The organism is Streptomyces sp. NPDC051940 (genome assembly GCF_040680895.1).
GTDB lineage: Bacteria > Actinomycetota > Actinomycetes > Streptomycetales > Streptomycetaceae > Streptomyces.
The window spans coordinates 18,674-38,977 of the sequence record NZ_JBFAXR010000005.1 but is presented as its reverse complement, the minus strand read 5'-3'; the positions used below and the strand labels follow the sequence as shown (position 1 = coordinate 38,977).

At 70.4% G+C, this 20,304-nt stretch carries 20 protein-coding genes; 18 read left to right on the top strand and 2 right to left on the bottom strand.

What is annotated here, in order from left to right; genetic code table 11:
* The first annotated feature begins 25 nt into the window (after nucleotides 1–25).
* From atpA to AB0M28_RS03810, 5 genes are all read left to right on the top strand, one after another.
* Nucleotides 26–1,597 carry a F0F1 ATP synthase subunit alpha gene (atpA, locus tag AB0M28_RS03830; protein ID WP_365397206.1) on the top strand — a complete coding sequence of 524 codons (1,572 nt, stop codon included), beginning with the start codon at nucleotides 26–28 and terminating at the stop codon, nucleotides 1,595–1,597.
* Between the two features lie 2 nt (nucleotides 1,598–1,599).
* Nucleotides 1,600–2,535, top strand: coding sequence for a F0F1 ATP synthase subunit gamma (locus AB0M28_RS03825; protein WP_365397203.1), 936 nt, complete (start codon nucleotides 1,600–1,602; stop codon nucleotides 2,533–2,535).
* Nucleotides 2,536–2,537: 2 nt separating this feature from the next.
* Nucleotides 2,538–3,974 (top strand): F0F1 ATP synthase subunit beta, encoded by a 1,437-nt coding sequence (gene atpD / locus AB0M28_RS03820; protein ID WP_365397200.1) that lies wholly within the window; start codon nucleotides 2,538–2,540, stop codon nucleotides 3,972–3,974.
* A gap of 120 nt (nucleotides 3,975–4,094) precedes the next feature.
* Complete coding sequence (locus tag AB0M28_RS03815) at nucleotides 4,095–4,478, top strand: F0F1 ATP synthase subunit epsilon (protein WP_365397197.1); 384 nt, start codon at nucleotides 4,095–4,097, stop codon at nucleotides 4,476–4,478.
* A 183-nt stretch (nucleotides 4,479–4,661) separates the two neighbouring features.
* Entirely contained in the window at nucleotides 4,662–5,117 is a 456-nt protein-coding gene (locus AB0M28_RS03810) for a DUF2550 domain-containing protein (protein ID WP_365397464.1), read from the top strand.
* A gap of 278 nt (nucleotides 5,118–5,395) precedes the next feature.
* On the opposite strand, the gene dnaE is transcribed toward AB0M28_RS03810, so the two are convergent.
* The gene (gene dnaE, locus AB0M28_RS03805; RefSeq protein WP_365397194.1) at nucleotides 5,396–8,938 is read right to left on the bottom strand and encodes a DNA polymerase III subunit alpha; all 3,543 of its coding nucleotides are present in this window, start codon (nucleotides 8,936–8,938) and stop codon (nucleotides 5,396–5,398) included.
* Nucleotides 8,939–9,091: 153 nt separating this feature from the next.
* Between dnaE and AB0M28_RS03800 the strand changes: the two genes are divergently transcribed.
* From AB0M28_RS03800 to AB0M28_RS03790, 3 genes are read left to right on the top strand one after another with little or no spacing between them, the layout of a single operon-like run.
* Entirely contained in the window at nucleotides 9,092–10,426 is a 1,335-nt protein-coding gene (locus AB0M28_RS03800; protein ID WP_365397191.1) for a DUF2252 domain-containing protein, read from the top strand.
* A gap of 51 nt (nucleotides 10,427–10,477) precedes the next feature.
* Nucleotides 10,478–11,152 (top strand): hypothetical protein, encoded by a 675-nt coding sequence (locus tag AB0M28_RS03795; protein WP_365397188.1) that lies wholly within the window; start codon nucleotides 10,478–10,480, stop codon nucleotides 11,150–11,152.
* Between the two features lie 59 nt (nucleotides 11,153–11,211).
* Entirely contained in the window at nucleotides 11,212–11,991 is a 780-nt protein-coding gene (locus AB0M28_RS03790) for a thioredoxin domain-containing protein (RefSeq protein ID WP_365397185.1), read from the top strand.
* Between the two features lie 70 nt (nucleotides 11,992–12,061).
* Here the strand turns inward: AB0M28_RS03790 and AB0M28_RS03785 are convergent, their stop codons facing one another.
* Nucleotides 12,062–12,643 (bottom strand): dienelactone hydrolase family protein, encoded by a 582-nt coding sequence (locus AB0M28_RS03785; protein WP_365397182.1) that lies wholly within the window; start codon nucleotides 12,641–12,643, stop codon nucleotides 12,062–12,064.
* Nucleotides 12,644–12,723: 80 nt separating this feature from the next.
* Between AB0M28_RS03785 and AB0M28_RS03780 the strand changes: the two genes are divergently transcribed.
* The 10 genes from AB0M28_RS03780 to AB0M28_RS03735 all read left to right on the top strand — a co-directional run bounded on the left by AB0M28_RS03780 (nucleotide 12,724) and on the right by AB0M28_RS03735 (nucleotide 20,255).
* Complete coding sequence (locus AB0M28_RS03780; RefSeq protein WP_365397179.1) at nucleotides 12,724–13,797, top strand: mechanosensitive ion channel domain-containing protein; 1,074 nt, start codon at nucleotides 12,724–12,726, stop codon at nucleotides 13,795–13,797.
* 100 nt (nucleotides 13,798–13,897) lie between these two features.
* Nucleotides 13,898–15,208, top strand: coding sequence for a histidinol dehydrogenase (hisD, locus tag AB0M28_RS03775; RefSeq protein WP_365397176.1), 1,311 nt, complete (start codon nucleotides 13,898–13,900; stop codon nucleotides 15,206–15,208).
* Nucleotides 15,205–16,329 carry a histidinol-phosphate transaminase gene (locus AB0M28_RS03770; RefSeq protein WP_365397173.1) on the top strand — a complete coding sequence of 375 codons (1,125 nt, stop codon included), beginning with the start codon at nucleotides 15,205–15,207 and terminating at the stop codon, nucleotides 16,327–16,329. The genes hisD and AB0M28_RS03770 overlap by 4 nt, the downstream gene beginning before the upstream one ends.
* Nucleotides 16,326–16,919: an imidazoleglycerol-phosphate dehydratase HisB gene (hisB, locus tag AB0M28_RS03765; protein WP_365397170.1), complete on the top strand. Its 594-nt coding sequence runs from the start codon at nucleotides 16,326–16,328 to the stop codon at nucleotides 16,917–16,919. Before AB0M28_RS03770 ends, hisB begins: the two co-directional genes overlap by 4 nt.
* The gene (locus AB0M28_RS03760; protein ID WP_365397167.1) at nucleotides 16,916–17,074 is read left to right on the top strand and encodes a hypothetical protein; all 159 of its coding nucleotides are present in this window, start codon (nucleotides 16,916–16,918) and stop codon (nucleotides 17,072–17,074) included. The genes hisB and AB0M28_RS03760 overlap by 4 nt, the downstream gene beginning before the upstream one ends.
* Nucleotides 17,071–17,718: an imidazole glycerol phosphate synthase subunit HisH gene (gene hisH / locus AB0M28_RS03755; protein ID WP_365397164.1), complete on the top strand. Its 648-nt coding sequence runs from the start codon at nucleotides 17,071–17,073 to the stop codon at nucleotides 17,716–17,718. The genes AB0M28_RS03760 and hisH overlap by 4 nt, the downstream gene beginning before the upstream one ends.
* Complete coding sequence (priA, locus tag AB0M28_RS03750) at nucleotides 17,718–18,443, top strand: bifunctional 1-(5-phosphoribosyl)-5-((5-phosphoribosylamino)methylideneamino)imidazole-4-carboxamide isomerase/phosphoribosylanthranilate isomerase PriA (protein ID WP_365397161.1); 726 nt, start codon at nucleotides 17,718–17,720, stop codon at nucleotides 18,441–18,443. Before hisH ends, priA begins: the two co-directional genes overlap by 1 nt.
* Before the next feature lie 2 nt (nucleotides 18,444–18,445).
* Nucleotides 18,446–18,835, top strand: coding sequence for a Rid family hydrolase (locus AB0M28_RS03745; protein WP_365397158.1), 390 nt, complete (start codon nucleotides 18,446–18,448; stop codon nucleotides 18,833–18,835).
* Nucleotides 18,832–19,593 carry an imidazole glycerol phosphate synthase subunit HisF gene (gene hisF / locus AB0M28_RS03740; protein ID WP_365397155.1) on the top strand — a complete coding sequence of 254 codons (762 nt, stop codon included), beginning with the start codon at nucleotides 18,832–18,834 and terminating at the stop codon, nucleotides 19,591–19,593. The genes AB0M28_RS03745 and hisF overlap by 4 nt, the downstream gene beginning before the upstream one ends.
* A 5-nt stretch (nucleotides 19,594–19,598) precedes the next feature.
* Nucleotides 19,599–20,255 carry a hypothetical protein gene (locus AB0M28_RS03735; protein ID WP_365397152.1) on the top strand — a complete coding sequence of 219 codons (657 nt, stop codon included), beginning with the start codon at nucleotides 19,599–19,601 and terminating at the stop codon, nucleotides 20,253–20,255.
* Nucleotides 20,256–20,304 lie beyond the last annotated feature (49 nt).

Below are 20,304 nucleotides of genomic sequence, written 5' to 3'. Positions count from 1 at the left end.
CCAACAAGGAGAGCAGGGAACCCAGATGGCGGAGCTCACGATCCGGCCGGAGGAGATCCGGGACGCGCTGGAGACCTATGTCCAGTCGTACAAGCCGGACGCGGCCTCGCGCGAAGAGGTCGGCACGGTCTCGCAGGCCATGGACGGCATCGCCAGGGTCGAGGGTCTTCCCTCGGTCATGGCGAACGAGCTGCTGAAGTTCGAGGACGGCACCCTCGGCCTCGCCCTCAACCTCGAGGAGCGCGAGATCGGTGTCGTCATCCTCGGTGAGTTCGCCGGTATCGAGGAGGGCCAGTCGGTCACCCGCACCGGCGAGGTCCTCTCCGTGCCGGTCGGCGAGGGCTACCTGGGCCGGGTCGTCGACCCCCTGGGCAACCCGATCGACGGCCTCGGCGAGATCGCGTCCACCGGCCGTCGCGCCCTGGAGCTGCAGGCCCCCACGGTCATGCAGCGCAAGTCGGTGCACGAGCCGCTCGAGACGGGCTACAAGGCCGTCGACGCGATGACCCCGATCGGCCGCGGCCAGCGTCAGCTGATCATCGGCGACCGCCAGACGGGCAAGACCGCCCTGGCGATCGACACGATCATCAACCAGAAGGAGGCCTGGCGCTCCGGTGACGTGAACAAGCAGGTCCGCTGCATCTACGTCGCCATCGGCCAGAAGGGCTCCACCATCGCGAGCGTGCGCCAGTCGCTCGCGGACGCGGACGCGCTGGAGTACACCACCATCGTCGCCGCCCCGGCGTCGGACCCGGCGGGCTTCAAGTACCTCGCCCCGTACACCGGCTCCGCCATCGGCCAGGAGTGGATGTACGACGGCAAGCACGTCCTGATCATCTTCGACGACCTGTCGAAGCAGGCCGAGGCCTACCGCTCCGTCTCCCTGCTGCTGCGCCGCCCGCCGGGCCGTGAGGCCTACCCGGGTGACGTCTTCTACCTGCACTCCCGGCTGCTCGAGCGCTGCGCGAAGCTGTCGGAGGACATGGGCTCCGGCTCGATGACCGGTCTGCCGATCATCGAGACCAAGGCCAACGACGTCTCGGCGTACATCCCGACCAACGTCATCTCCATCACCGACGGCCAGTGCTTCCTGGAGTCCGACCTGTTCAACTCGGGCCAGCGCCCGGCCCTGAACGTCGGTATCTCCGTGTCGCGAGTCGGTGGCGCCGCCCAGCACAAGGCGATCCGGCAGGTCTCCGGCCGCCTGAAGCTGGACCTGGCCCAGTTCCGTGAGCTGGAGGCGTTCGCCGCCTTCGGGTCCGACCTGGACGCGGCCTCGAAGGCGTCCCTCGAGCGCGGTCAGCGCATGATGGAGCTGATGAAGCAGCCGCAGTACGCCCCGTACCCGACCGAGGACCAGGTCGTCTCCGTCTGGGCCGGCACCAACGGCAAGCTGGACGACGTCCCGGTGGCCGACGTGCGTCGCTTCGAGCGCGAGCTGCTCGACTACATGCACCGCGAGCACAAGGGCCTCATGACGGCGATCGTCGAGGGCGGCAAGATGGGCAACGAGACCATCCAGGCCATCGACGAGGCCGTCGAGGCGTTCAAGCCCCAGTTCGAGACCTCGGACGGCAAGCTGCTGGGCGAGGGCTGAGCATGGGAGCCCAGCTTCGGGTCTACAAGAGGCGGATCCGCTCCGTCTCGGCGACCAAGAAGATCACCAAGGCGATGGAGATGATCGCCGCCTCGCGCGTCATCAAGGCGCAGCGCCAGGTGGCGGCCTCCACGCCGTACGCGACCGAACTCACCCACGCGGTGACCGCGGTGGCCTCGGGCTCTGACATCAAGCACCCGCTGACCACCGAGGTCGACAAGCCCGTCCGGGCCGCGGTCCTGCTCATCACGAGCGACCGCGGTCTGGCCGGCGGCTACTCCTCCAACGCCATCAAGCAGGCGGAGCGTCTGACCGCCAAGCTGACCGGCGAGGGCAAGGTCGTCGACAACTTCATCGTGGGCCGCAAGGGCGTGTCGTACTACGCCTTCCGCGAGCGCACGGTGACGCAGTCGTGGACCGGCTTCTCCGACAGCCCGACCTACGCGGACGCCAAGAAGGTCGCGGCGCCGCTGATCGAGGCGCTGTCGAAGGAGACCTCGGAGGGCGGCGTGGACGAGATCCACATCGTCTTCACCGAGTTCTACTCGATGATGACGCAGACGCCCGTCGACAAGCGGCTGCTGCCCATGTCGCTGGAGAGGTCCGCCGAGGAGAGCGCCGAGGTGCTCACCAAGGGCAAGGGCGAGGACTTCGCGCCCCTGTACGACTTCGAGCCGTCGACCGAGGGTGTGCTTGACGCACTGCTGCCGCGGTACGTCGAGAGCCGGATCTACAACGCGCTGCTGCAGGCCGCCGCTTCCGAGCACGCGGCCCGCCGCCGGGCGATGAAGTCGGCGACCGACAACGCCGAGGACCTCATCAAGTCGCTCACGCGGCTTGCCAACGCGGCCCGCCAGGCCGAAATCACCCAGGAAATCAGCGAGATCGTCGGCGGCGCGAACGCCCTGGCCGACGCTAACGCGGGGAGTGACCGATAATTATGACCACTGCTACGACTACTGCGACCGGCCGCGTCGCTAGGGTCATCGGCCCGGTCGTCGACGTGGAATTCCCCGTCGACGCGATGCCGGAGATCTACAACGCGCTCAAGGTCGAGGTCGCCGACCCGGCCAACGCCGGCGAGACGAAGATCCTCACCCTCGAGGTCGCGCAGCACCTCGGCGAGGGCGTGGTGCGCGCCATCTCCATGCAGCCCACCGACGGCCTGGTCCGCCAGGCCCAGGTGACCGACACCGGCGACGGCATCACCGTCCCCGTCGGTGACGTCACCAAGGGCCGCGTGTTCAACACCCTGGGCGAGGTCCTCAACGAGGACGTCCCGGAGTCGGAGATCACCGAGCGCTGGGCGATCCACCGCAAGGCCCCGGCCTTCGCGGACCTCGAGCCCAAGACCGAGATGTTCGAGACCGGCCTCAAGGTCGTCGACCTTCTCACCCCGTACGTCAAGGGCGGCAAGATCGGTCTGTTCGGTGGTGCCGGTGTCGGCAAGACCGTGCTGATCCAGGAAATGATCATGCGTGTGGCGAAGCTGCACGAGGGTGTTTCCGTCTTCGCCGGCGTCGGTGAGCGTACCCGTGAGGGCAACGACCTCATCGAGGAGATGACCGACTCGGGCGTGCTCCCGCAGACGGCCCTCGTCTTCGGCCAGATGGACGAGCCCCCGGGCACCCGTCTGCGCGTGGCCCTGGCGGGTCTGACCATGGCGGAGTACTTCCGCGATGTGCAGAAGCAGGACGTGCTGTTCTTCATCGACAACATCTTCCGCTTCACCCAGGCCGGCTCCGAGGTGTCGACCCTGCTCGGCCGGATGCCCTCCGCGGTGGGCTACCAGCCGAACCTGGCCGACGAGATGGGTCTCCTCCAGGAGCGCATCACCTCGACCCGTGGTCACTCGATCACCTCGATGCAGGCGATCTACGTCCCCGCGGACGACCTGACCGACCCGGCCCCGGCCACCACCTTCGCCCACCTGGACGCGACGACGGTTCTCTCCCGTCCGATCTCCGAGAAGGGCATCTACCCGGCGGTGGACCCGCTGGACTCGACCTCCCGAGTCCTGGACCCGCGGTACATCTCGGCCGAGCACTACGCCTGTGCCACCCGGGTCAAGGGGATCCTGCAGAAGTACAAGGACCTGCAGGACATCATCGCGATCCTCGGTATCGACGAGCTCTCCGAAGAGGACAAGCTCACCGTGTCCCGGGCCCGTCGTATCGAGCGCTTCCTGTCGCAGAACACCCACGCGGCGAAGCAGTTCACCGGTCTCGACGGATCCGACGTTCCGCTGGACGAGTCCATCACGGCGTTCAACGCGATCGCCGACGGTGAGTTCGACCACTTCCCGGAGCAGGCGTTCTTCATGTGCGGCGGTCTGGACGACCTGAAGAAGAAGGCGAAGGAGCTGGGCGTTTCCTGACGCCCGCGCTCCGGCGCCGCGGATCCCGCGTGAGCGGGATCGCCCACCGGGGGCGGGTTTCTCCCGCCCCCGGACGCGCAAACCAGATATTCTCTGAGAAACCCCAGTTGAGGAGCCATCGTGGCTGAGCTGCACGTCGAGTTGGTCGCCGCCGACCGCAAGGTCTGGTCGGGCGAGGCAACCCGGGTCGTGGCGCGCACCTCGTCCGGCGACATCGGCATCATGGCGGGGCACCAGCCGCTGCTCGGTGTGCTGGAGTCCGGCCCGGTGACCATCCGCACGACCGGCGAGAGCGGGGAGGGGACGGTCGTCGCCGCTGTGCACGGCGGCTTCATCTCCTTCGCCGAGAACAAACTCTCGCTGCTGGCGGAGATCGCCGAGCTCTCCGACGAGGTCGACGTCGACCGCGCCGAGCGGGCGCTCGAGCGGGCCAAGGCGGACGACGACGCGCACGCCGAGCGGCGTGCGGAGGTTCGTCTCGCCGCGGTCGCGGGTGTGCGGTAATCGCTGCGGCGAGCGACAGACAGAGCGTGGCCCTCAGCCGCGGATCGTTCCGGGTCTCCCGGAGCGGTCCGCGGCTGAGGCGATGGAAGGGGGATCCCGCGGCTGCGGGGTCCCGGACACCGAAGGCGGTGGCAGCGGTCCCGCTGTCCGTTGGCGCAGGATGAAGCGAGGAGGTCGATGGACATGGTCCTCGCTCTGGTGCTGATCGGGTGTGTGGTGCTGCTCGCCCTCGTGGGCCTCTTCGCCTTCGGTCTGCGGCGGCGGCTGATCCAGCGGGCGGGCGGTACGTTCGACTGTTCGCTGCGTATGCCTGCCCCTGAGCCTGCGGCTCCGGGGGAGGAGGACGGCAAGGGGTGGGTGTACGGGGTCGCCCGCTACTCCGGTGACTCGATCGAGTGGTTCCGGGTCTTCTCCTATTCGCCTCGGCCGCGGCGGGTGCTTTCTCGGGATGCGATTGAGGTGCTTCAGCGGCGGGCTCCCGAGGGGGAGGAGGAGCTGGCGCTCCTGTCCGACGCGGTTGTGCTTGCCTGTCGGCATCGGGGGGTTCGGCTTGAGCTTGCGATGTCCGAGGACGCGTTGACGGGGTTTCTTGCGTGGCTGGAGGCGGCGCCTCCGGGGCAGCGGGTCAACGTCGCCTGACCCGGCCGGGCGTCCGCCCCCGGCCTCCCCGCACGTCGCCTTACGCTGCGGGGGCTCCGCCCCCGGCCCCCCGTTCGCGGGCTGCGCCCGCATCGCGCCTGCGGCGCTCGTCCTCAAGCGCCGGACGGGCTGGGTTTGGGCCCTTCGGCCTGGTGCCTGGTGGCGGGCTTGTCGGCGCTGCGCGCCTCGTCCTCAAACGCCGGACGGGCTGGGGTGCGATCTTCGCCCTGATGTCCCGGCGGCCGGTGCTGGGGCACCGGGCGCCGGGTGTGCAGGCGTCAGCCTGCGAGGCAGGAGGGGCCCAGGAGGGCTTTTAGGTCGCCGAACAGGGCTGGGTCTGCGGTTACTCGGTGGCGGTCGAGGCGGAGGACTGTGGTTTTCTGGGCGCCTACCAGTTTGACCCGGACCTCCGTCGCGCCGCGGTGGTGCGTGAGGACCTCGCCGAGGCGTTCCACCAGGGGCGGGGTCACCTTGACCGTCTGGATCTGGATCGTCACCGGGGCGTTCGCCGAGGCCTCGGAGAGGTCCGGGACCATCAGCTCCATCGCGACCAGGCGCGGGACGTCCTCGCGCTTGTCGAGGCGGCCCTTGACGAAGACGACCGCGTCCTCGACGAGTTGGGTGGAGACCAGCTGGTACGTGGCGGGGAAGAACATGCAGTCGATCGAGCCCGCCAGGTCCTCCACCGTGGCGATGGCCCACGCGTTGCCCTGCTTGGTCATCTTGCGCTGCAGGCCCGAGATGATGCCGCCGATCGTGACGATCGCGCCGTCGGAGTGCTCGCCGCCGTTGAGCGCGGCGATGGACGCGTCCGTCTTGTCGTTCAGGACGTGCTCGATGCCGAAGAGCGGGTGGTCGGAGACGTACAGGCCGAGCATCTCGCGTTCCTGGGCGAGGAGGTACGCCTTGTCCCACTCGATGTCCGAGAACTCGACGTCCAGCCCGAACGACGGCTCGTCGGAGCCGCCCTCGTCGCCCATGCCGCCGAAGAGGTCGAACTGGCCCTCGGCCTCCTTGCGCTTGACCGCGACCACGTTGTCGATCATCGGCTCGTAGTGCGCCGTGAGGCCCTTGCGCGTGTGGCCCATCGCGTCGAAGGCGCCGGCCTTGATCAGGGACTCGATGGTGCGCTTGTTGCAGACGACCGCCTCGACCTTCTCCAGGAAGTCGGGGAACGTCGTGTAGCGGCCCTTCGACTTGCGGCAGCGGATGATCGAGTCCACCACGTTCGTGCCGACGTTGCGCACCGCGTTGAGGCCGAAGACGATCACGTCGGAGCCGCGGGCGGTGAAGTTCGAGTCGGACTCGTTGACGTCCGGCGGGAGCACCTTGATGCCCATCCGGCGGCACTCGTTGAGGTAGATCGCGGACTTGTCCTTGTCGTCCTTGACCGAGGTGAGCAGCGCCGCCATGTACTCGGCGGGGTAGTTCGCCTTGAGGTACGCCGTCCAGTAGGAGACCAGCCCGTACGCGGCGGAGTGGGCCTTGTTGAAGGCGTAGCCGGCGAAGGGGACCAGGACGTCCCAGAGGGCCTGGATGGCCTGGTCCGAGTAGCCGTTCTTGCGGGCGCCCGCCTGGAAGATGGTGAAGTTCTTCGCCAGCTCTTCCGGCTTCTTCTTGCCCATCACGCGGCGCAGGATGTCCGCCTCGCCGAGCGAGTAGCCGGCGATGATCTGGGCGGCCTTCTGCACCTGCTCCTGGTAGACGATCAGGCCGTAGGTGATGTCCAGGACCTCCCGGAGGGGCTCTTCCAGCTCCGGGTGGATCGGGGTGATCTCCTGCTGCTTGTTCTTGCGCAGGGCGTAGTTGATGTGCGAGTTCATGCCCATCGGGCCCGGCCGGTACAGGGCCGAGACGGCGGAGATGTCCTCGAAGTTGTCGGGCTTCATCATGCGCAGCAGGGAGCGCATGGGGCCGCCGTCGAACTGGAAGACGCCCAGGGTGTCACCGCGGGAGAGGAGCTCGAAGGTCGTGGGGTCGTCGAGGGGGAGCTCGAGGAGCTCGATGTCGACGTCCTTGTTGGACTTCACCATCTTGACGGCGTCGTCCATGATCGTGAGGTTCCGCAGGCCCAGGAAGTCCATCTTCAGCAGGCCGAGGTTCTCGCAGGTGGGGTAGTCCCACTGCGTGATCGTCACGCCGTCGGTGTGCCGGACCCAGACCGGGACGTGGTCGGTGAGCCGCTCGCTGGACATGATCACGCCGGCGGCGTGCACACCCATCTGCCGGACCAGGCCCTCGACGCCGCGGGCGGTGTCGATGACCTTCTTCACGTCCGGCTCGTTCTCGTACATCCCGCGGATCTCGGCCGCCTCGCTGTAGCGGGGGTGGTCCTTGTCGAGGATGCCGGAGAGCGGGATGCCCTTGCCGAGGACGTCTGCGGGCATCGCCTTGGTGAGCCGGTCGCCCATCGCGTACGGGTAGCCGAGCACCCGGGCCGAGTCCTTGATCGCGTTCTTGGCCTTGATGGTGCCGTACGTGCCGATCATGGCGACCTTGTCGGCGCCGTACTTCTGCGTCACATAGCGGATCACCTCGGCGCGCCTGCGCTCGTCGAAGTCGATGTCGACATCGGGCATGGAGACGCGCTCGGGGTTGAGGAACCGCTCGAAGATCAGGCCGTGCGGGATCGGGTCGAGGTCCGTGATGCCCATGGCGTACGCGACGATCGAGCCGGCCGCGGAGCCGCGGCCGGGGCCCACCGCGATGCCGTTCTCCTTGGCCCACATGATGAAGTCGGCGACCACGAGGAAGTAGCCCGGGAACCCCATCTGGATGATGACGTCCATCTCGTACTCGGCCTGCTTCTGCCGGTCCTCCGGCACGCCGCCCGGGTAGCGGCGGGCCATGCCGCGCTTGACCTCCTCCTGGAACCAGGTGACCTCGGTGAACCCGCCGGGCACCTCGAAGCGGGGCATCAGGTCGCGCTTCTCGAACCAGCCGGTGGTGTCGATCTGCTGGGCGACCAGCAGGGTGTTCGCGCACCCCTCCTGCCAGGCGTCGGAGGAGTCCACGGCGTACATCTCGTCCGTCGACTTCAGGTAGTAGCCCGTGCCGTCGAACTTGAAGCGGTCCGGGTCGGAGAGGTTCTTGCCGGTCTGGATGCACAGCAGGGCGTCGTGGGCGCCGGCCTCGTGGGCGTAGGTGTAGTGCGAGTCGTTCGTGACGAGCGGCGGGATGCCGAGCTTCTTGCCGATGTCCAGCAGACCGTCGCGGACCCGGCGCTCGATCTCGATGCCGTGGTCCATCAGCTCCAGGAAGTAGCGCTCCTTGCCGAAGATCTCCTGGTAGTCGGCGGCGGCCTTCAGGGCCTCGTCGAAGTGGCCGAGGCGCAGCCGGGTCTGGACCTCGCCGGACGGGCAGCCGGTGGAGGCGATGAGGCCCTCGGCGTGCTCGGCGATGGTCTCCCTGTCCATCCGCGGCCACTTCGTCAGCCAGCCCTCGGCGTAGGCGTCGGAGGAGAGGCGGAAGAGGTTGTGCAGGCCGGTCGCGCTCGCCGCCCAGATCGTCTTGTGCGTGTAGCCGCCGGAGCCCGAGACGTCGTCCCTCTTCTGGTGCGGCTGGCCCCACTGGATACGGCGCTTGTTGCGCCGGGACTCGGGGGCGACGTACGCCTCGATGCCGATGATCGGCGTGACGCCCGCCTTGACCGCCTGCTGGTAGAAGTCGTACGCGCCGTGCAGGTTGCCGTGGTCCGTCATCGCGATATGGGACATGCCCATTTCATTGCACGCGTTGAACATGTCCTTCAGCCGCGCGGCACCGTCCAGGAGCGAGTACTGCGTGTGTACGTGCAGGTGCGTGAACGGCGGCTTCGCCACGGGGGTGACCTCCCGGTCGGGGTGTCTCGGCGGGTACTTTTCGGGACGCCGAAGAGTCTACGGCTCGGCACTGACACAACGGGGCGGCTCGTCGCCGGCCCGGGTGCGCGGGCGGGCCTCCCCGGCGCCCGGGGCTCCAGTACGCTCCGACTCATGGCGTACAGCGATGCCCAGCGGGGCGAATTCATTCTTGAGGTCTTCGACGGCGCCTTCGGGGAGCTGCTCGCCGCCGATCCCGCGGCCTTCCGGGTCAAGTTCCGGAAGATGGCCGCCTCCGCCTTCGCCTTCTACCGGGGCACCGCCTGCCTGTTCTACGCGGACCAGGAGCGGGCGGCCGGCAGCCGGCCCTTCCTCGACGAGCGCACCGCCCGGGTGTGGATCCACGGCGATCTGCACGCCGAGAACTTCGGCACCTACATGGACGCCCGCGGACGCCTCGTCTTCAACGTCAACGACTTCGACGAGGCCTACGTCGGCCCCTTCACCTGGGACGTCCAGCGCCTCGCCGCCTCGCTGGCGCTGATCGGCTACACCAAGGCCCTCAGCGACGAGCGCATCTCCGGCCTGGTGCGCGCCTACGCCGCCGCGTACCACGAGCGCATCCACGCCCTGGCCACCGGCGCCAAGGCCGACGAGGTCCCGCCCTTCACCCTGGACACCGCCCGCGGCCCGCTGCTGCAGGCCCTGCACCAGGCCCGGCTGCACACCCGGGTCTCGCTGCTGGACTCCATGACCGAGATCGAGGACTACGAGCGCCGCTTCCGCCGCGGCGGCGGCGCGATCCCGCTGGACGGCCCCACCCGCGAGAAGGCCCTGGCCGCCTTCGACGCCTACCTCGCCACCCTGCCCGACACCGACCGCATCAACCGCGACGCCTACCGGGTCAAGGACGTCATAGGGCGCCGCGGCATCGGCATCGGCAGCGCCGGGCTGCCGTCGTACAACTTCCTCGTCGAGGGGCACAGCGACGCCCTCGAGAACGACGTCGTGATCTATATGAAGCAGGGGCAGACGCCCGCCGTCTCCCGGCACATCACCGACCCCGCGATCCGCGGCTACTTCCAGCACGAGGGCCACCGCACCGTCATCTCCCAGCGGGCCCTGCAGGCCGCCGCCGACCCGTGGCTGGGCTGGAGCGAGCTGACCACCGGGAACGGCAGCCGCGGACAGCTCGTCGCCGAGGTGTCCCCGTACGCCGTGGACCTCGACTGGTCCGACATCGACGATCCGGCGGACATGGAGAGCGTGGTCGCGGACCTGGGCCGGGCCACGGCCACCATGCACGCCGCCGCCGACGTCGCCGAGAGCGGCCACGACCTGGTGCCCTTCTCCACCGAGCAGGCCATCGACGCGGTCATCGGGGACGACGCGAAGGGCTTCGGCGACCACCTGGTCGACTTCGCGCACGACTACGGGGCGCGGGCGCGGGCGGACCACCAGATCTTCGTGGACCTGTTCCGTAACGGACGGATTGCAGGTCTGGACTGACCGTCATTCTTTAACCACTGCTTACGCTCCGCCGTGGGAGACTCGGCGGCGATGGAGACCATGTCGGGCATACGCATCCGGGCGGTGCGCGCGGCGCTGTTCACGGCGTTGTGCGTCACCCTGTCCGCGGGTGCCCATGTGCTGCTCTCCTCCGCCCCGCTGCCGGCCGCCACGGTGGCCTGGCTCACGGCGGGCGTCTTCCTCCTCGCCTTCGCGCTGGCGGGGGACGGCGAGCGCGGCTTCTGGCGGATCGCGGCGCTGCTGGTGCCGCTGGAGCTGGCCGCGGACACCGTCTTCACCACCGGCCAGCACGCCTGTTACGGGCCGTCCGGCGGCCCCATAGACGGCACCCTGCGCACCCTCGGCGTGAACCTGCTGTGCGGGGGCGGCGAACTCGGCACCCCGCTGGCCCGGATGACGGCCCGCGGCGACAGCCTGCTCACCGGCTCCGCGTCCCCCTGGCTGCTGCTCGCCGCGCATGTCGCGGTCGGCCTGGCAGGCGCCGCGTGGCTGGCCCGCGGCGAGGCGGCCCTGGCCGGGCTGCTGCGCACCGCCGCCGCGACGGCCTTCCGGCCGCTGCGGCTGGCCGCCGCCGTCTGCCGGGCGGCGCTGGACGCGCCCCTGCGGTCCGTACGGGCGGCGTTCGCGCACTCCCCGGTGCGCCGGCCGGTCCTGCTCTCGCACTCCGTGGCCCGGCGTGGGCCTCCGGTCGCGCTCGCTGCCTGAACGCGGCGCACACCGGACACCCACACCCGTACACCACGAAGCAGAGAGCACCCACCACCATGAGCAAGCGGAACAGCCAGGAAGCCAAGCGCGCCGCCCGTGAGCGGCTGCGGGTCGAGCGCGAGCGGCAGGCGAAGAAGGACAAGACCCGCCGCCAGATCCTCGTCGGCGGCGCCGTCGTCGCCGTGCTGGCCCTCGGCGCGGGCATCGCCATCGCCGTCAACCAGATGGGCGGCGACGACGACAAGCCGCTGGTCAAGCCGGCGAACACGGCCGGCAAGGACGGCACCGACCTGTTCATCGGCGACAACACGAAGAACACCCTGCGCGTCTACGAGGACCCGCGCTGCCCGGTCTGCGCCCAGTTCGAGCAGAGCGCCGGCGAGACCGTCCTCAAGGGCATGGAGGACGGCAAGTACCGGCTCCAGTTCACCCTCGCGACCTTCCTCGACAACAACCTGACCGGCAGCGGCTCCGCCAACGCCGTCAACGCCCTCGGCGCCGCGCTGAACGTCAGCACCGACGCCTTCCTGGAGTACAAGACGGCCCTGTACTCCAAGGACAACCACCCCGAGGAGTCGGACGACAAGTTCGCCGACGACGCCTACCTGCTCAAGATCGCCGACCAGGTGGACGCCCTGAAGGACAACGCCGCCTTCGAGAAGGACGTCAAGGAGGGCACGTACGACACCTGGGCGAAGAAGATGGCCGCCACCTTCGACCAGCAGGGCACTCCGACCCTGCTGCTCAACGGCGAGAAGCTGACCGTCCCGGGCACCCAGAACACGCCCATGACGGCCGACGACTTCACCAAGGCCCTCGACGCCAAGCTGAAGTGACGCCCGCCGGGGCGGTGCGCGGGGCCGACGGGCCCCGCCGCCGCCCCGCGGTCCGCCGGGACCCGGGGCCTCAGCCCCGCAGCTCGTCCAGGAAGCCCAGCGCCCGGGTCATCGCCGTCTCCGCGGCCTCCGCGTCGTAGTCCGGCAGGTCCGGGTCCGTGAAGAGGTGCCCGGCGCCCGGGTAGCGGAAGACCTCCGGGTCCGTGCCCGCCCGCTGCATCCGCAGATACCAGGCCGTCTGCCAGTCGTGGGACTCGAACGGGTCCGGGTCCGCCACGTGCAGCTGTACGGGCAGGTCGTCGACGGCCGACACCGTCCCGTCGGCGATGTCCGACGTGCCGTGGAACAGCAGCAGGCCGCGCGCTCTGCCGTCCGCCAGCGCCAGGTTCTGCGCCAGCGAGCCGCCGAGGGAGAAGCCGGCGTACACCGCGCCGGCGTCGGAGTACGGGGCCGCCGCGGCGACGGCCCGCTTGAGGAGCTCGTCGGTGCCGATCTCCTCCCGGACCGCCATCGCCTCCTCCGCCGTCTCGGCCGTCCGGCCGTCGTGCAGATCGGGCACGGCCACCTCGTGACCTGCGGCGCGCAGCCGGTCCGCGGCGGCGTGGACGGCGGGCCGCAGCCCGTAAGCGGAATGGAAGAGCACAATCGCCATGGGCTCATCCTGCCAGTTACTGTCTTAGGAAGTTCAGTCAGGAACCACGAGCGAGCCGACCCCCAAAGGAGGGCTCTCACGTGTCCACGGAGGACGTGCTCCGTCCCGTGCTGGTCGTCAGCGGCGCCGTCGTGCTCACCCTGGCGGTCGGCGCACTCGTCGACTTCCTGCTCCGCCGGGCCGACGCCCGGCACCCCGAGACCCCGCTGTGGGGGGCGCTGAGACGGTGCCGGGTGCCGCTGCGGCTGGTCGTGCTCTCCGCGCTGCTGCTGGGCTCCTATGAGGAGACCGGGCTGACCGAGGGCCACGAGGAGTTCGTCGGCCGGGCGCTGACGCTGGCGCTGCTGGCCGGTGTGGGCTGGCTGGTGAACCGCATCGTCAACGTGATCGTGGAGGTCACGTACAGCCGCTACGCGAACCGCTCGCGCGACGCGGCGCGGCTGCGCCGGGTACGCACCCAGCTGACGCTCGTCGAACGGGTCACCGGCTTCGTGGTCATCGTGGTGACGGTGGCGGCCATGCTGCTGACGTTCCCGCAGATGCGGGCCGTGGGGACGTCGATGCTGGCGTCGGCGGGCATCATCGGGATCATCGCCGGCATCGCGGCGCAGTCGACGCTCGGGAACCTCTTCGCCGGGCTGCAGATCGCCTTCGGGGACCTGGTCCGGCTGGGCGACACCGTCGTCGTCGAGGGGGAGTGGGGGACGGTCGAGGAGATCACGCTCACCTTCCTCACCGTCAAGACCTGGGACGAGCGGCGGTACACGGTGCCCGTCTCGTACTTCACCTCGCGGCCCTTCGAGAACTGGTCGCGGGGCGGCGCGGAGATCACCGGAACGGTCTTCTTCCATCTGGACCACCACACCCCCGTCCAGGCGCTGCGGGAGCGGCTCGGGGAGCTGGTGGAGGCCAGCGACCACTGGGACGGGCGGAACTGGAACCTGGTGGTGACGGACACCACGCCGTCGACCATCGAGGTCCGGGCGCTGGTCACCGCGCGCGACGCGGACGCGGTGTGGAGCCTGCGCTGCGAGGTCCGCGAGGGGCTCGTCGCCTGGCTGGCGGAGAAGCACCCGTACGCCCTGCCGCGGATCATGACCGCGCACGCCCCGACGGCCGACGGTCTGCGGCCGCGGAGCGCCGGGCTGGGGTGAGCGGCCGAGGTCACCCGTCGTGTGCGCCGCATGCCGGAATCCGTGTCTCGTACCTTGGAACGCGGCTCCGGCTGTCAGCGGGGTCTGAGAAACTGGGGGCGTGATCTCCCGAATCGATCTGCGCGGCGCGGACCTCACCCGCGTCGCCGACCTGCTGCCCCGAGCCGAGTTCGACGTCGAGGCCGCGCTGAACAGCGTGCGGCCGATCTGCGACGCCGTCCATCATCGGGGCGACGCGGCGGTGATCGAGTACAACGAGCGGTTCGACGGGGTCCGGCTGGAGCAGGTGAGAGTTCCCGCCCAGGAGCTGAAGAACGCGCTGGAGAACCTGGACCCGGACGTACGCGCCGCGCTGGAGGAGTCCATCCGCCGCGCCCGCATCGTGCACCGCGAGCAGCGCCGCCAGGACGTCACCGTGCAGGTCGTGCCGGGCGGCACCGTCACCGAGCGCTGGGTGCCGGTGGACCGCGTCGGGCTGTACGTGCCCGGCGGGCGGGCGGTCTACCCGTCGTCCGTGGTCATGAACGTCGTCCCCGCCCAGGAGGCCGGAGTCGGTTCCCTCGCGGTGGCCAGCCCCCCGCAGAAGGAGTTCGGCGGCCTGCCGCACCCCACCATCCTCGCCGCCTGCGAGCTGCTCGGCGTCGACGAGGTGTACGCCGCCGGCGGCGCCCAGGCCATCGCCATGTTCGCGTACGGCACGGACGAGTGCCCCGCCGCCAAGCTGGTCACCGGACCCGGCAACATCTACGTGGCCGCCGCCAAGCGCCTGCTCAAGGGACGTATCGGCATCGACGCCGAGGCCGGTCCCACCGAGATCGCCGTCCTCGCCGACGACACCGCCGACCCCCGGCACGTCGCCGCCGACCTGATCAGCCAGGCCGAGCACGACCCGCTGGCCGCCGCCGTCCTCGTCACGCCCTCCGAGCGCCTCGCCGACGCGGTCGAGGCCGAGCTGGGCCCGCAGGTCGGGGCCACCCGGCACAGCGAGCGCATCACCGAGGCCCTCAGCGGCCGCCAGTCCGGCATCGTGCTGGTCGACGACCTGGACGCCGGGCTCGCCGTGGTCGACGCGTACGCCGCCGAGCACCTGGAGATCCAGACCGAGGACGCCGCCGGTGTCGCCGCCCGGGTCCGCAACGCGGGCGCGATCTTCGTCGGCGCCTACGCCCCGGTGTCGCTCGGCGACTACTGCGCCGGGTCGAACCACGTGCTGCCCACCGGCGGCTGCGCCTGCCACTCCTCGGGCCTGTCCGTGCAGTCCTTCCTGCGCGGCATCCACGTCGTGGACTACACCCGCGAGGCGCTGGCGGACGTCACCCGGCATGTGGTGAACCTCGCCAACGCCGAGGACCTGCCGGCGCACGGCGCCGCCCTGAAGGCCCGCTTCGACTGGAAGGTGCCCGGCGCGTGACCAGGATTGACGACCTGCCGATCCGCGACGAACTGCGCGGCCAGTCCCCCTACGGCGCCCCCCAGCTCGACGTCCCGGTCCGGCTGAACACCAACGAGAACCCCTACCCGCTCCCCGACGCCCTCGTCCGGCGCATCGCCGAGCGCGTCACGGAGGCCGCCCGCGAGCTCAACCGCTACCCCGACCGCAACGCGGTCGAGCTGCGCACCGAACTCGCCGCCTATCTGAGCCGTACGGCCGGCCACCACGTCACGCTCGACAACGTCTGGGCGGCCAACGGATCCAACGAGATCATCCAGCAGCTGCTGCAGACCTTCGCGGGCCCCGGCCGCACCGCGATCGGCTTCGAGCCGTCGTACTCGATGCACGCGATCATCTCGCGCGGCACGGGCACCGGCTGGATCAGCGGACCCCGCAACGACGACTTCACCATCGACGTGCCCGCCGCCGAGCGGACCATCGCCGAGCAGAAGCCGGACGTGGTCTTCATCTGCTCGCCCAACAACCCCACGGGCACGGCGGTCTCCGCCGAGGCCGTGCTGCGGCTGTACGAGGCGGCGCTGGCCGCCAGGCCGTCCATGGTGATCGTGGACGAGGCGTACGGCGAGTTCAGCCACCGGCCGTCGCTGCTCCCGCTGATCGAGGGCCGGCCGAACCTGGTGCTCACCCGCACCATGTCGAAGGCGTTCGGCGCCGCGGGCCTCAGGCTCGGCTATCTGGCCGCCGACCCGGCCGTGGTGGACGCCGTCCAGCTGGTGCGGCTGCCGTACCACCTGTCGTCCGTCACCCAGGCCACCGCGCTCGCCGCGCTGGAGCACACCGATACGCTGCTCAGGTACGTCGAGCGGCTGAAGGCGGAGCGCGACCGGGTGGTCGCCGAGCTGACGGCGCTGGGCTGCGAGGTCACGCCGTCCGACGCGAACTTCATCCAGTTCGGGCGGTTCACCGACGCGCACGCCGTGTGGCAGCGGATCCTCGACCACGGCGTCCTGGTCCGGGACAACGGCGTACCGGGGTATCTGCGGGTGACCGCCGGCACCCCGCAGGAGAACGACGCGTTCCTGGAAGCGGTACGCGCCGTCCTCAAGGACGAGCACAGCCTGAAGGAGACGAGCGCATGAACCGCGTGGGCCGCGTGGAGCGAACCACCAAGGAGACGTCCGTCGTCGTCGAGATCAACCTCGACGGCACGGGCAAGGTCGACGTGTCCACCGGGGTCGGCTTCTTCGACCACATGCTGGACCAGCTGGGCCGGCACGGCCTGTTCGACCTGACCGTCAAGACCGACGGCGACCTGCACATCGACTCGCACCACACCATCGAGGACACCGCCCTCGCGCTGGGCGCCGCCTTCCGGCAGGCGCTCGGCGACAAGAAGGGCATCGTCCGCTTCGCGGACGCCTCCGTCCCGCTGGACGAGTCCCTCGCCCAGGTCACGGTCGACCTCTCCGGCCGCCCGTACCTCGTGCACACCGAGCCCGCGGGCATGGCCCCGATGATCGGCGCCGAGTACGACACCACCATGACCCGGCACATCCTGGAGTCCTTCGTGGCCCAGGCGCAGATCGCGCTGCACGTCCACGTGCCGTACGGGCGCAACGCGCACCACATCGTGGAGTGCCAGTTCAAGGCGCTCGCCCGGGCGCTGCGGTACGCCAGCGAGATCGATCCGCGTCAGACCGGCATCCCGTCCACGAAGGGCGCCCTGTGAACGGCCTCTCCACCGTCCTGATCTTCGTCGGCCTGTTCTTCCTCGGCGGGCTGATCTCCTTCGCCAAGCAGGGCAAGCCCAAGGGCACGCTCGCGCTCCTCGGTTTCGCGGCCGTGTTCGCACTGGCGGCGGGCCTGCTCCGAGTCGACTGGTGACGGCGGTGGCCGCCAAGAAGGTCGTCGTCTTCGACTACGGCTTCGGCAACGTCCGCTCCGCGGAGCGGGCCCTGGCCCGTACGGGCGCCGACGTCGAGATCACCCGGGACTACGACAAGGCCCTGAACGCCGACGGGCTGCTGGTCCCCGGCGTCGGCGCGTTCGCCGCCTGCATGCGCGGGCTGCAGGGCGCGCGCGGCGACTGGATCATCGAGCGCCGGCTGGCCGGCGGGCGGCCGGTGATGGGCATCTGCGTCGGCATGCAGATCCTGTTCGCCCGGGGTGTGGAGCACGGCGTGCGGACCGAGGGCCTGGACGAGTGGCCCGGCACGGTGGAGGCGCTGCGCGCGCCCGTCGTGCCGCACATGGGCTGGAACACGGTGAAGGCGCCCGAGGGCTCGCGGCTCTTCGCCGGGACGGACGCGGACGCCCGCTACTACTTCGTCCACTCCTACGCCGTGCACGACTGGAGTCTGGAGATCCACAACCCGCGGATCGCCAAGCCGCTGGTCACCTGGACCACGCACGGCGAGCCGTTCGTCGCGGCCGTCGAGAACGGTCCGCTGTGGGCCACCCAGTTCCACCCCGAGAAGTCCGGCGACGCCGGCGCCCAGCTGCTGACCAACTGGATCGAGACCCTCTGATGCCTGCTGCCCTTGAGCTCCTCCCCGCCGTCGACGTCCGCGACGGCCAGGCCGTACGCCTGGTGCACGGCGAGTCCGGCACCGAGACCGGCTACGGCGACCCGCTCGAGGCCGCCCTGGCCTGGCAGCGGTCGGGTGCCGAGTGGCTGCATCTGGTGGACCTGGACGCGGCCTTCGGCACGGGCGACAACCGCGAGCGGATCGCGGCCGTCGTCGAGGCGATGGACATCAGGGTCGAGCTGTCCGGCGGCATCCGCGACGACGCCTCGCTCGCCGCCGCGCTCGCCACCGGCTGCACACGCGTCAACCTCGGCACGGCCGCCCTGGAGAGCCCCGAGTGGGTCGCCAAGGTCATCGCCGAGCACGGCGACAAGATCGCGGTGGGCCTGGACGTACGGGGCACGACCCTGCGCGGCCGCGGCTGGACCCGCGACGGCGGCGACCTGTACGAGACGCTCGCGCGGCTGGACGCCGAGGGCTGCGCCCGCTACGTCGTCACCGACATCGCCAAGGACGGCACGCTGCAGGGCCCGAACCTGGAGCTGCTGCGCAACGTCTGCGCCCGCACCGACCGGCCCGTCGTCGCCTCCGGCGGCGTGTCCTCGCTGGCCGACCTGCGTGCTCTTGCGACCCTCGTCCCGGAAGGTGTCGAGGGCGCCATCGTCGGCAAGGCTCTCTACGCCAAGGCGTTCACCCTGGAAGAGGCTCTGGAGGCGGTGTCGTAGCGATGGACGGGATCGAGCGGGTACAGGGGGAGCCCTGGGAGGACGAGATGGGGTTCTCCCGGGCGGTGGCCGCGGGCGACCGTGTGGTGGTCTCCGGCGGGATCCCGTTCGTACGGGGGGTGCTGCAGGGGGAGGGCGATCCCTACGAGCAGGGGCTGGCGTCCTTCCGGAACGCGCTCGACGCGATCGCCAAGCTCGGCGTGGGGATCGAGTCCGTGATCCGCACCCGGATGTACATCGCGCACGCCCGGGACGTCGACGAGGCGGGGCGTGCGCACAAGGAACTGTTCGACGCGGTGCGTCCCGCCGGGACGCTCGTCGTCGTCTCGGGCTTCATAGACTCGCGGATCCTCGTCGAGGTCGAGCTCGAGGCCTACCGAGGAGAGTCATGACCCTGGCGGTCCGAGTCATCCCCTGTCTGGACGTCGACGCCGGACGGGTGGTCAAGGGCGTCAACTTCCAGAACCTGCGCGACGCGGGCGATCCCGTGGAGCTGGCGAAGCGGTACGACGCGGAGGGCGCCGACGAGCTGACGTTCCTCGACATCACCGCGTCGTCCGGCGACCGGGAGACGACGTACGACGTGGTGCGGCGCACCGCCGAGCAGGTGTTCATCCCGCTGACCGTGGGCGGGGGCGTGCGCACCGCCGACGACGTCGACAAGCTGCTGCGGGCGGGCGCCGACAAGGTCGGCGTCAACACCGCGGCCATCGCCCGGCCGGAGCTGATCCACGAGATCGCGGAGCGCTTCGGCCGCCAGGTGCTGGTGCTGTCGGTGGACGCGCGGCGGGATCCGTCGACCGCGTCGGGCTTCGAGGTCACCACGCACGGCGGGCGCCGCGGCACGGGGCTCGACGCCGTCGAGTGGGCCCACCGGGCGGCGGAGCTCGGGGCGGGGGAGATCCTGCTCAACTCGATGGACGCGGACGGCACGAAGGACGGCTACGACATCGAGATGATCGCGGCCGTCCGCAAGCACGTGACCGTCCCGGTGATCGCCTCCGGCGGTGCGGGCAAGCTCGCGGACTTCGCCCCGGCGATCGACGCGGGCGCGGACGCGGTCCTCGCGGCCTCCGTCTTCCACTTCGGTGACCTGCGGATCGGCGAGGTCAAGGACGAGCTGAGGGCGTCGGGCCACCCCGTACGCTGACCCGCGTGTTCGACGAATCCTGGGAGCGCCGCCTCGGCTGGACCCACGGGCTGATATCCGCGGACCCGGCCGAGCGGGAGACCGCCCTGCGTCACCACGAGGCGACGGGCGCCGCCGTGTCCGCGGCGCTGCAGCGGATGAACGGGCACTGGCACCGCACCCGCGCCGACTACGCCGATCCGGCGTTCCGCCAGGCCATCGCCGAACACATCGCCGCGCAGCGCTACGGCCTCCCGTCCGGCATCTGGGACCGGGTCCCGGCGGCGGACGTGCCGCACTGGCCGGGCCTGCCGTACGTCCTCAACTTCCTGGAGTGGGAGGCCCGTCACCCGGACGTGTGGACCGCGCACGCGAAGAAGTGGGGGACCAAGGAGGACTGGCTGCGCAGGCTCGCCGTCCCCGGGCACGGCGACATCGCCCGCGAACGCCTCGCCGCCATGGTGGAGCTGGTGGTGGGCCGGGCCTACCGCTGCAAGGACCGCCACTACGTCGGCGTCGCGCGCGCCATCGACAGCCCCGGGCTCCGCGACCGGCTGGCCGCGGTGGCGGAGCGGCCCAGTCCGTGGGCCAGGCTGCACGCCACGTACGTGCTGCAGATGCTGCGGCACCCCGAGCGGCCCAACACCCGGGCCGTGTGGGCCCGGCATGTGGGGACCGGCTAGCTGACCGGCGCGTCCGCCCCGGCGAAACAGGGTGGCCCCCCGCCCCCCG

Bases quoted from the DNA above. Each gene is read 5' to 3' on its own strand.
- hisB (WP_365397170.1), top strand. From the start codon at position 16,326: ATGAACCGCGTGGGCCGCGTGGAGCGAACCACCAAGGAGACGTCCGTC.
- AB0M28_RS03785 (WP_365397182.1), bottom strand. From the start codon at position 12,643: ATGGCGATTGTGCTCTTCCATTCCGCTTACGGGCTGCGGCCCGCCGTC.
- AB0M28_RS03810 (WP_365397464.1), top strand. From the start codon at position 4,662: ATGGTCCTCGCTCTGGTGCTGATCGGGTGTGTGGTGCTGCTCGCCCTC.
- priA (WP_365397161.1), top strand. From the start codon at position 17,718: ATGCCTGCTGCCCTTGAGCTCCTCCCCGCCGTCGACGTCCGCGACGGC.
- atpA (WP_365397206.1), top strand. From the start codon at position 26: ATGGCGGAGCTCACGATCCGGCCGGAGGAGATCCGGGACGCGCTGGAG.
- AB0M28_RS03790 (WP_365397185.1), top strand. From the start codon at position 11,212: ATGAGCAAGCGGAACAGCCAGGAAGCCAAGCGCGCCGCCCGTGAGCGG.
- atpD (WP_365397200.1), top strand. From the start codon at position 2,538: ATGACCACTGCTACGACTACTGCGACCGGCCGCGTCGCTAGGGTCATC.
- AB0M28_RS03800 (WP_365397191.1), top strand. From the start codon at position 9,092: ATGGCGTACAGCGATGCCCAGCGGGGCGAATTCATTCTTGAGGTCTTC.
- AB0M28_RS03795 (WP_365397188.1), top strand. From the start codon at position 10,478: ATGGAGACCATGTCGGGCATACGCATCCGGGCGGTGCGCGCGGCGCTG.
- AB0M28_RS03825 (WP_365397203.1), top strand. From the start codon at position 1,600: ATGGGAGCCCAGCTTCGGGTCTACAAGAGGCGGATCCGCTCCGTCTCG.
- hisF (WP_365397155.1), top strand. From the start codon at position 18,832: ATGACCCTGGCGGTCCGAGTCATCCCCTGTCTGGACGTCGACGCCGGA.
- AB0M28_RS03745 (WP_365397158.1), top strand. From the start codon at position 18,446: ATGGACGGGATCGAGCGGGTACAGGGGGAGCCCTGGGAGGACGAGATG.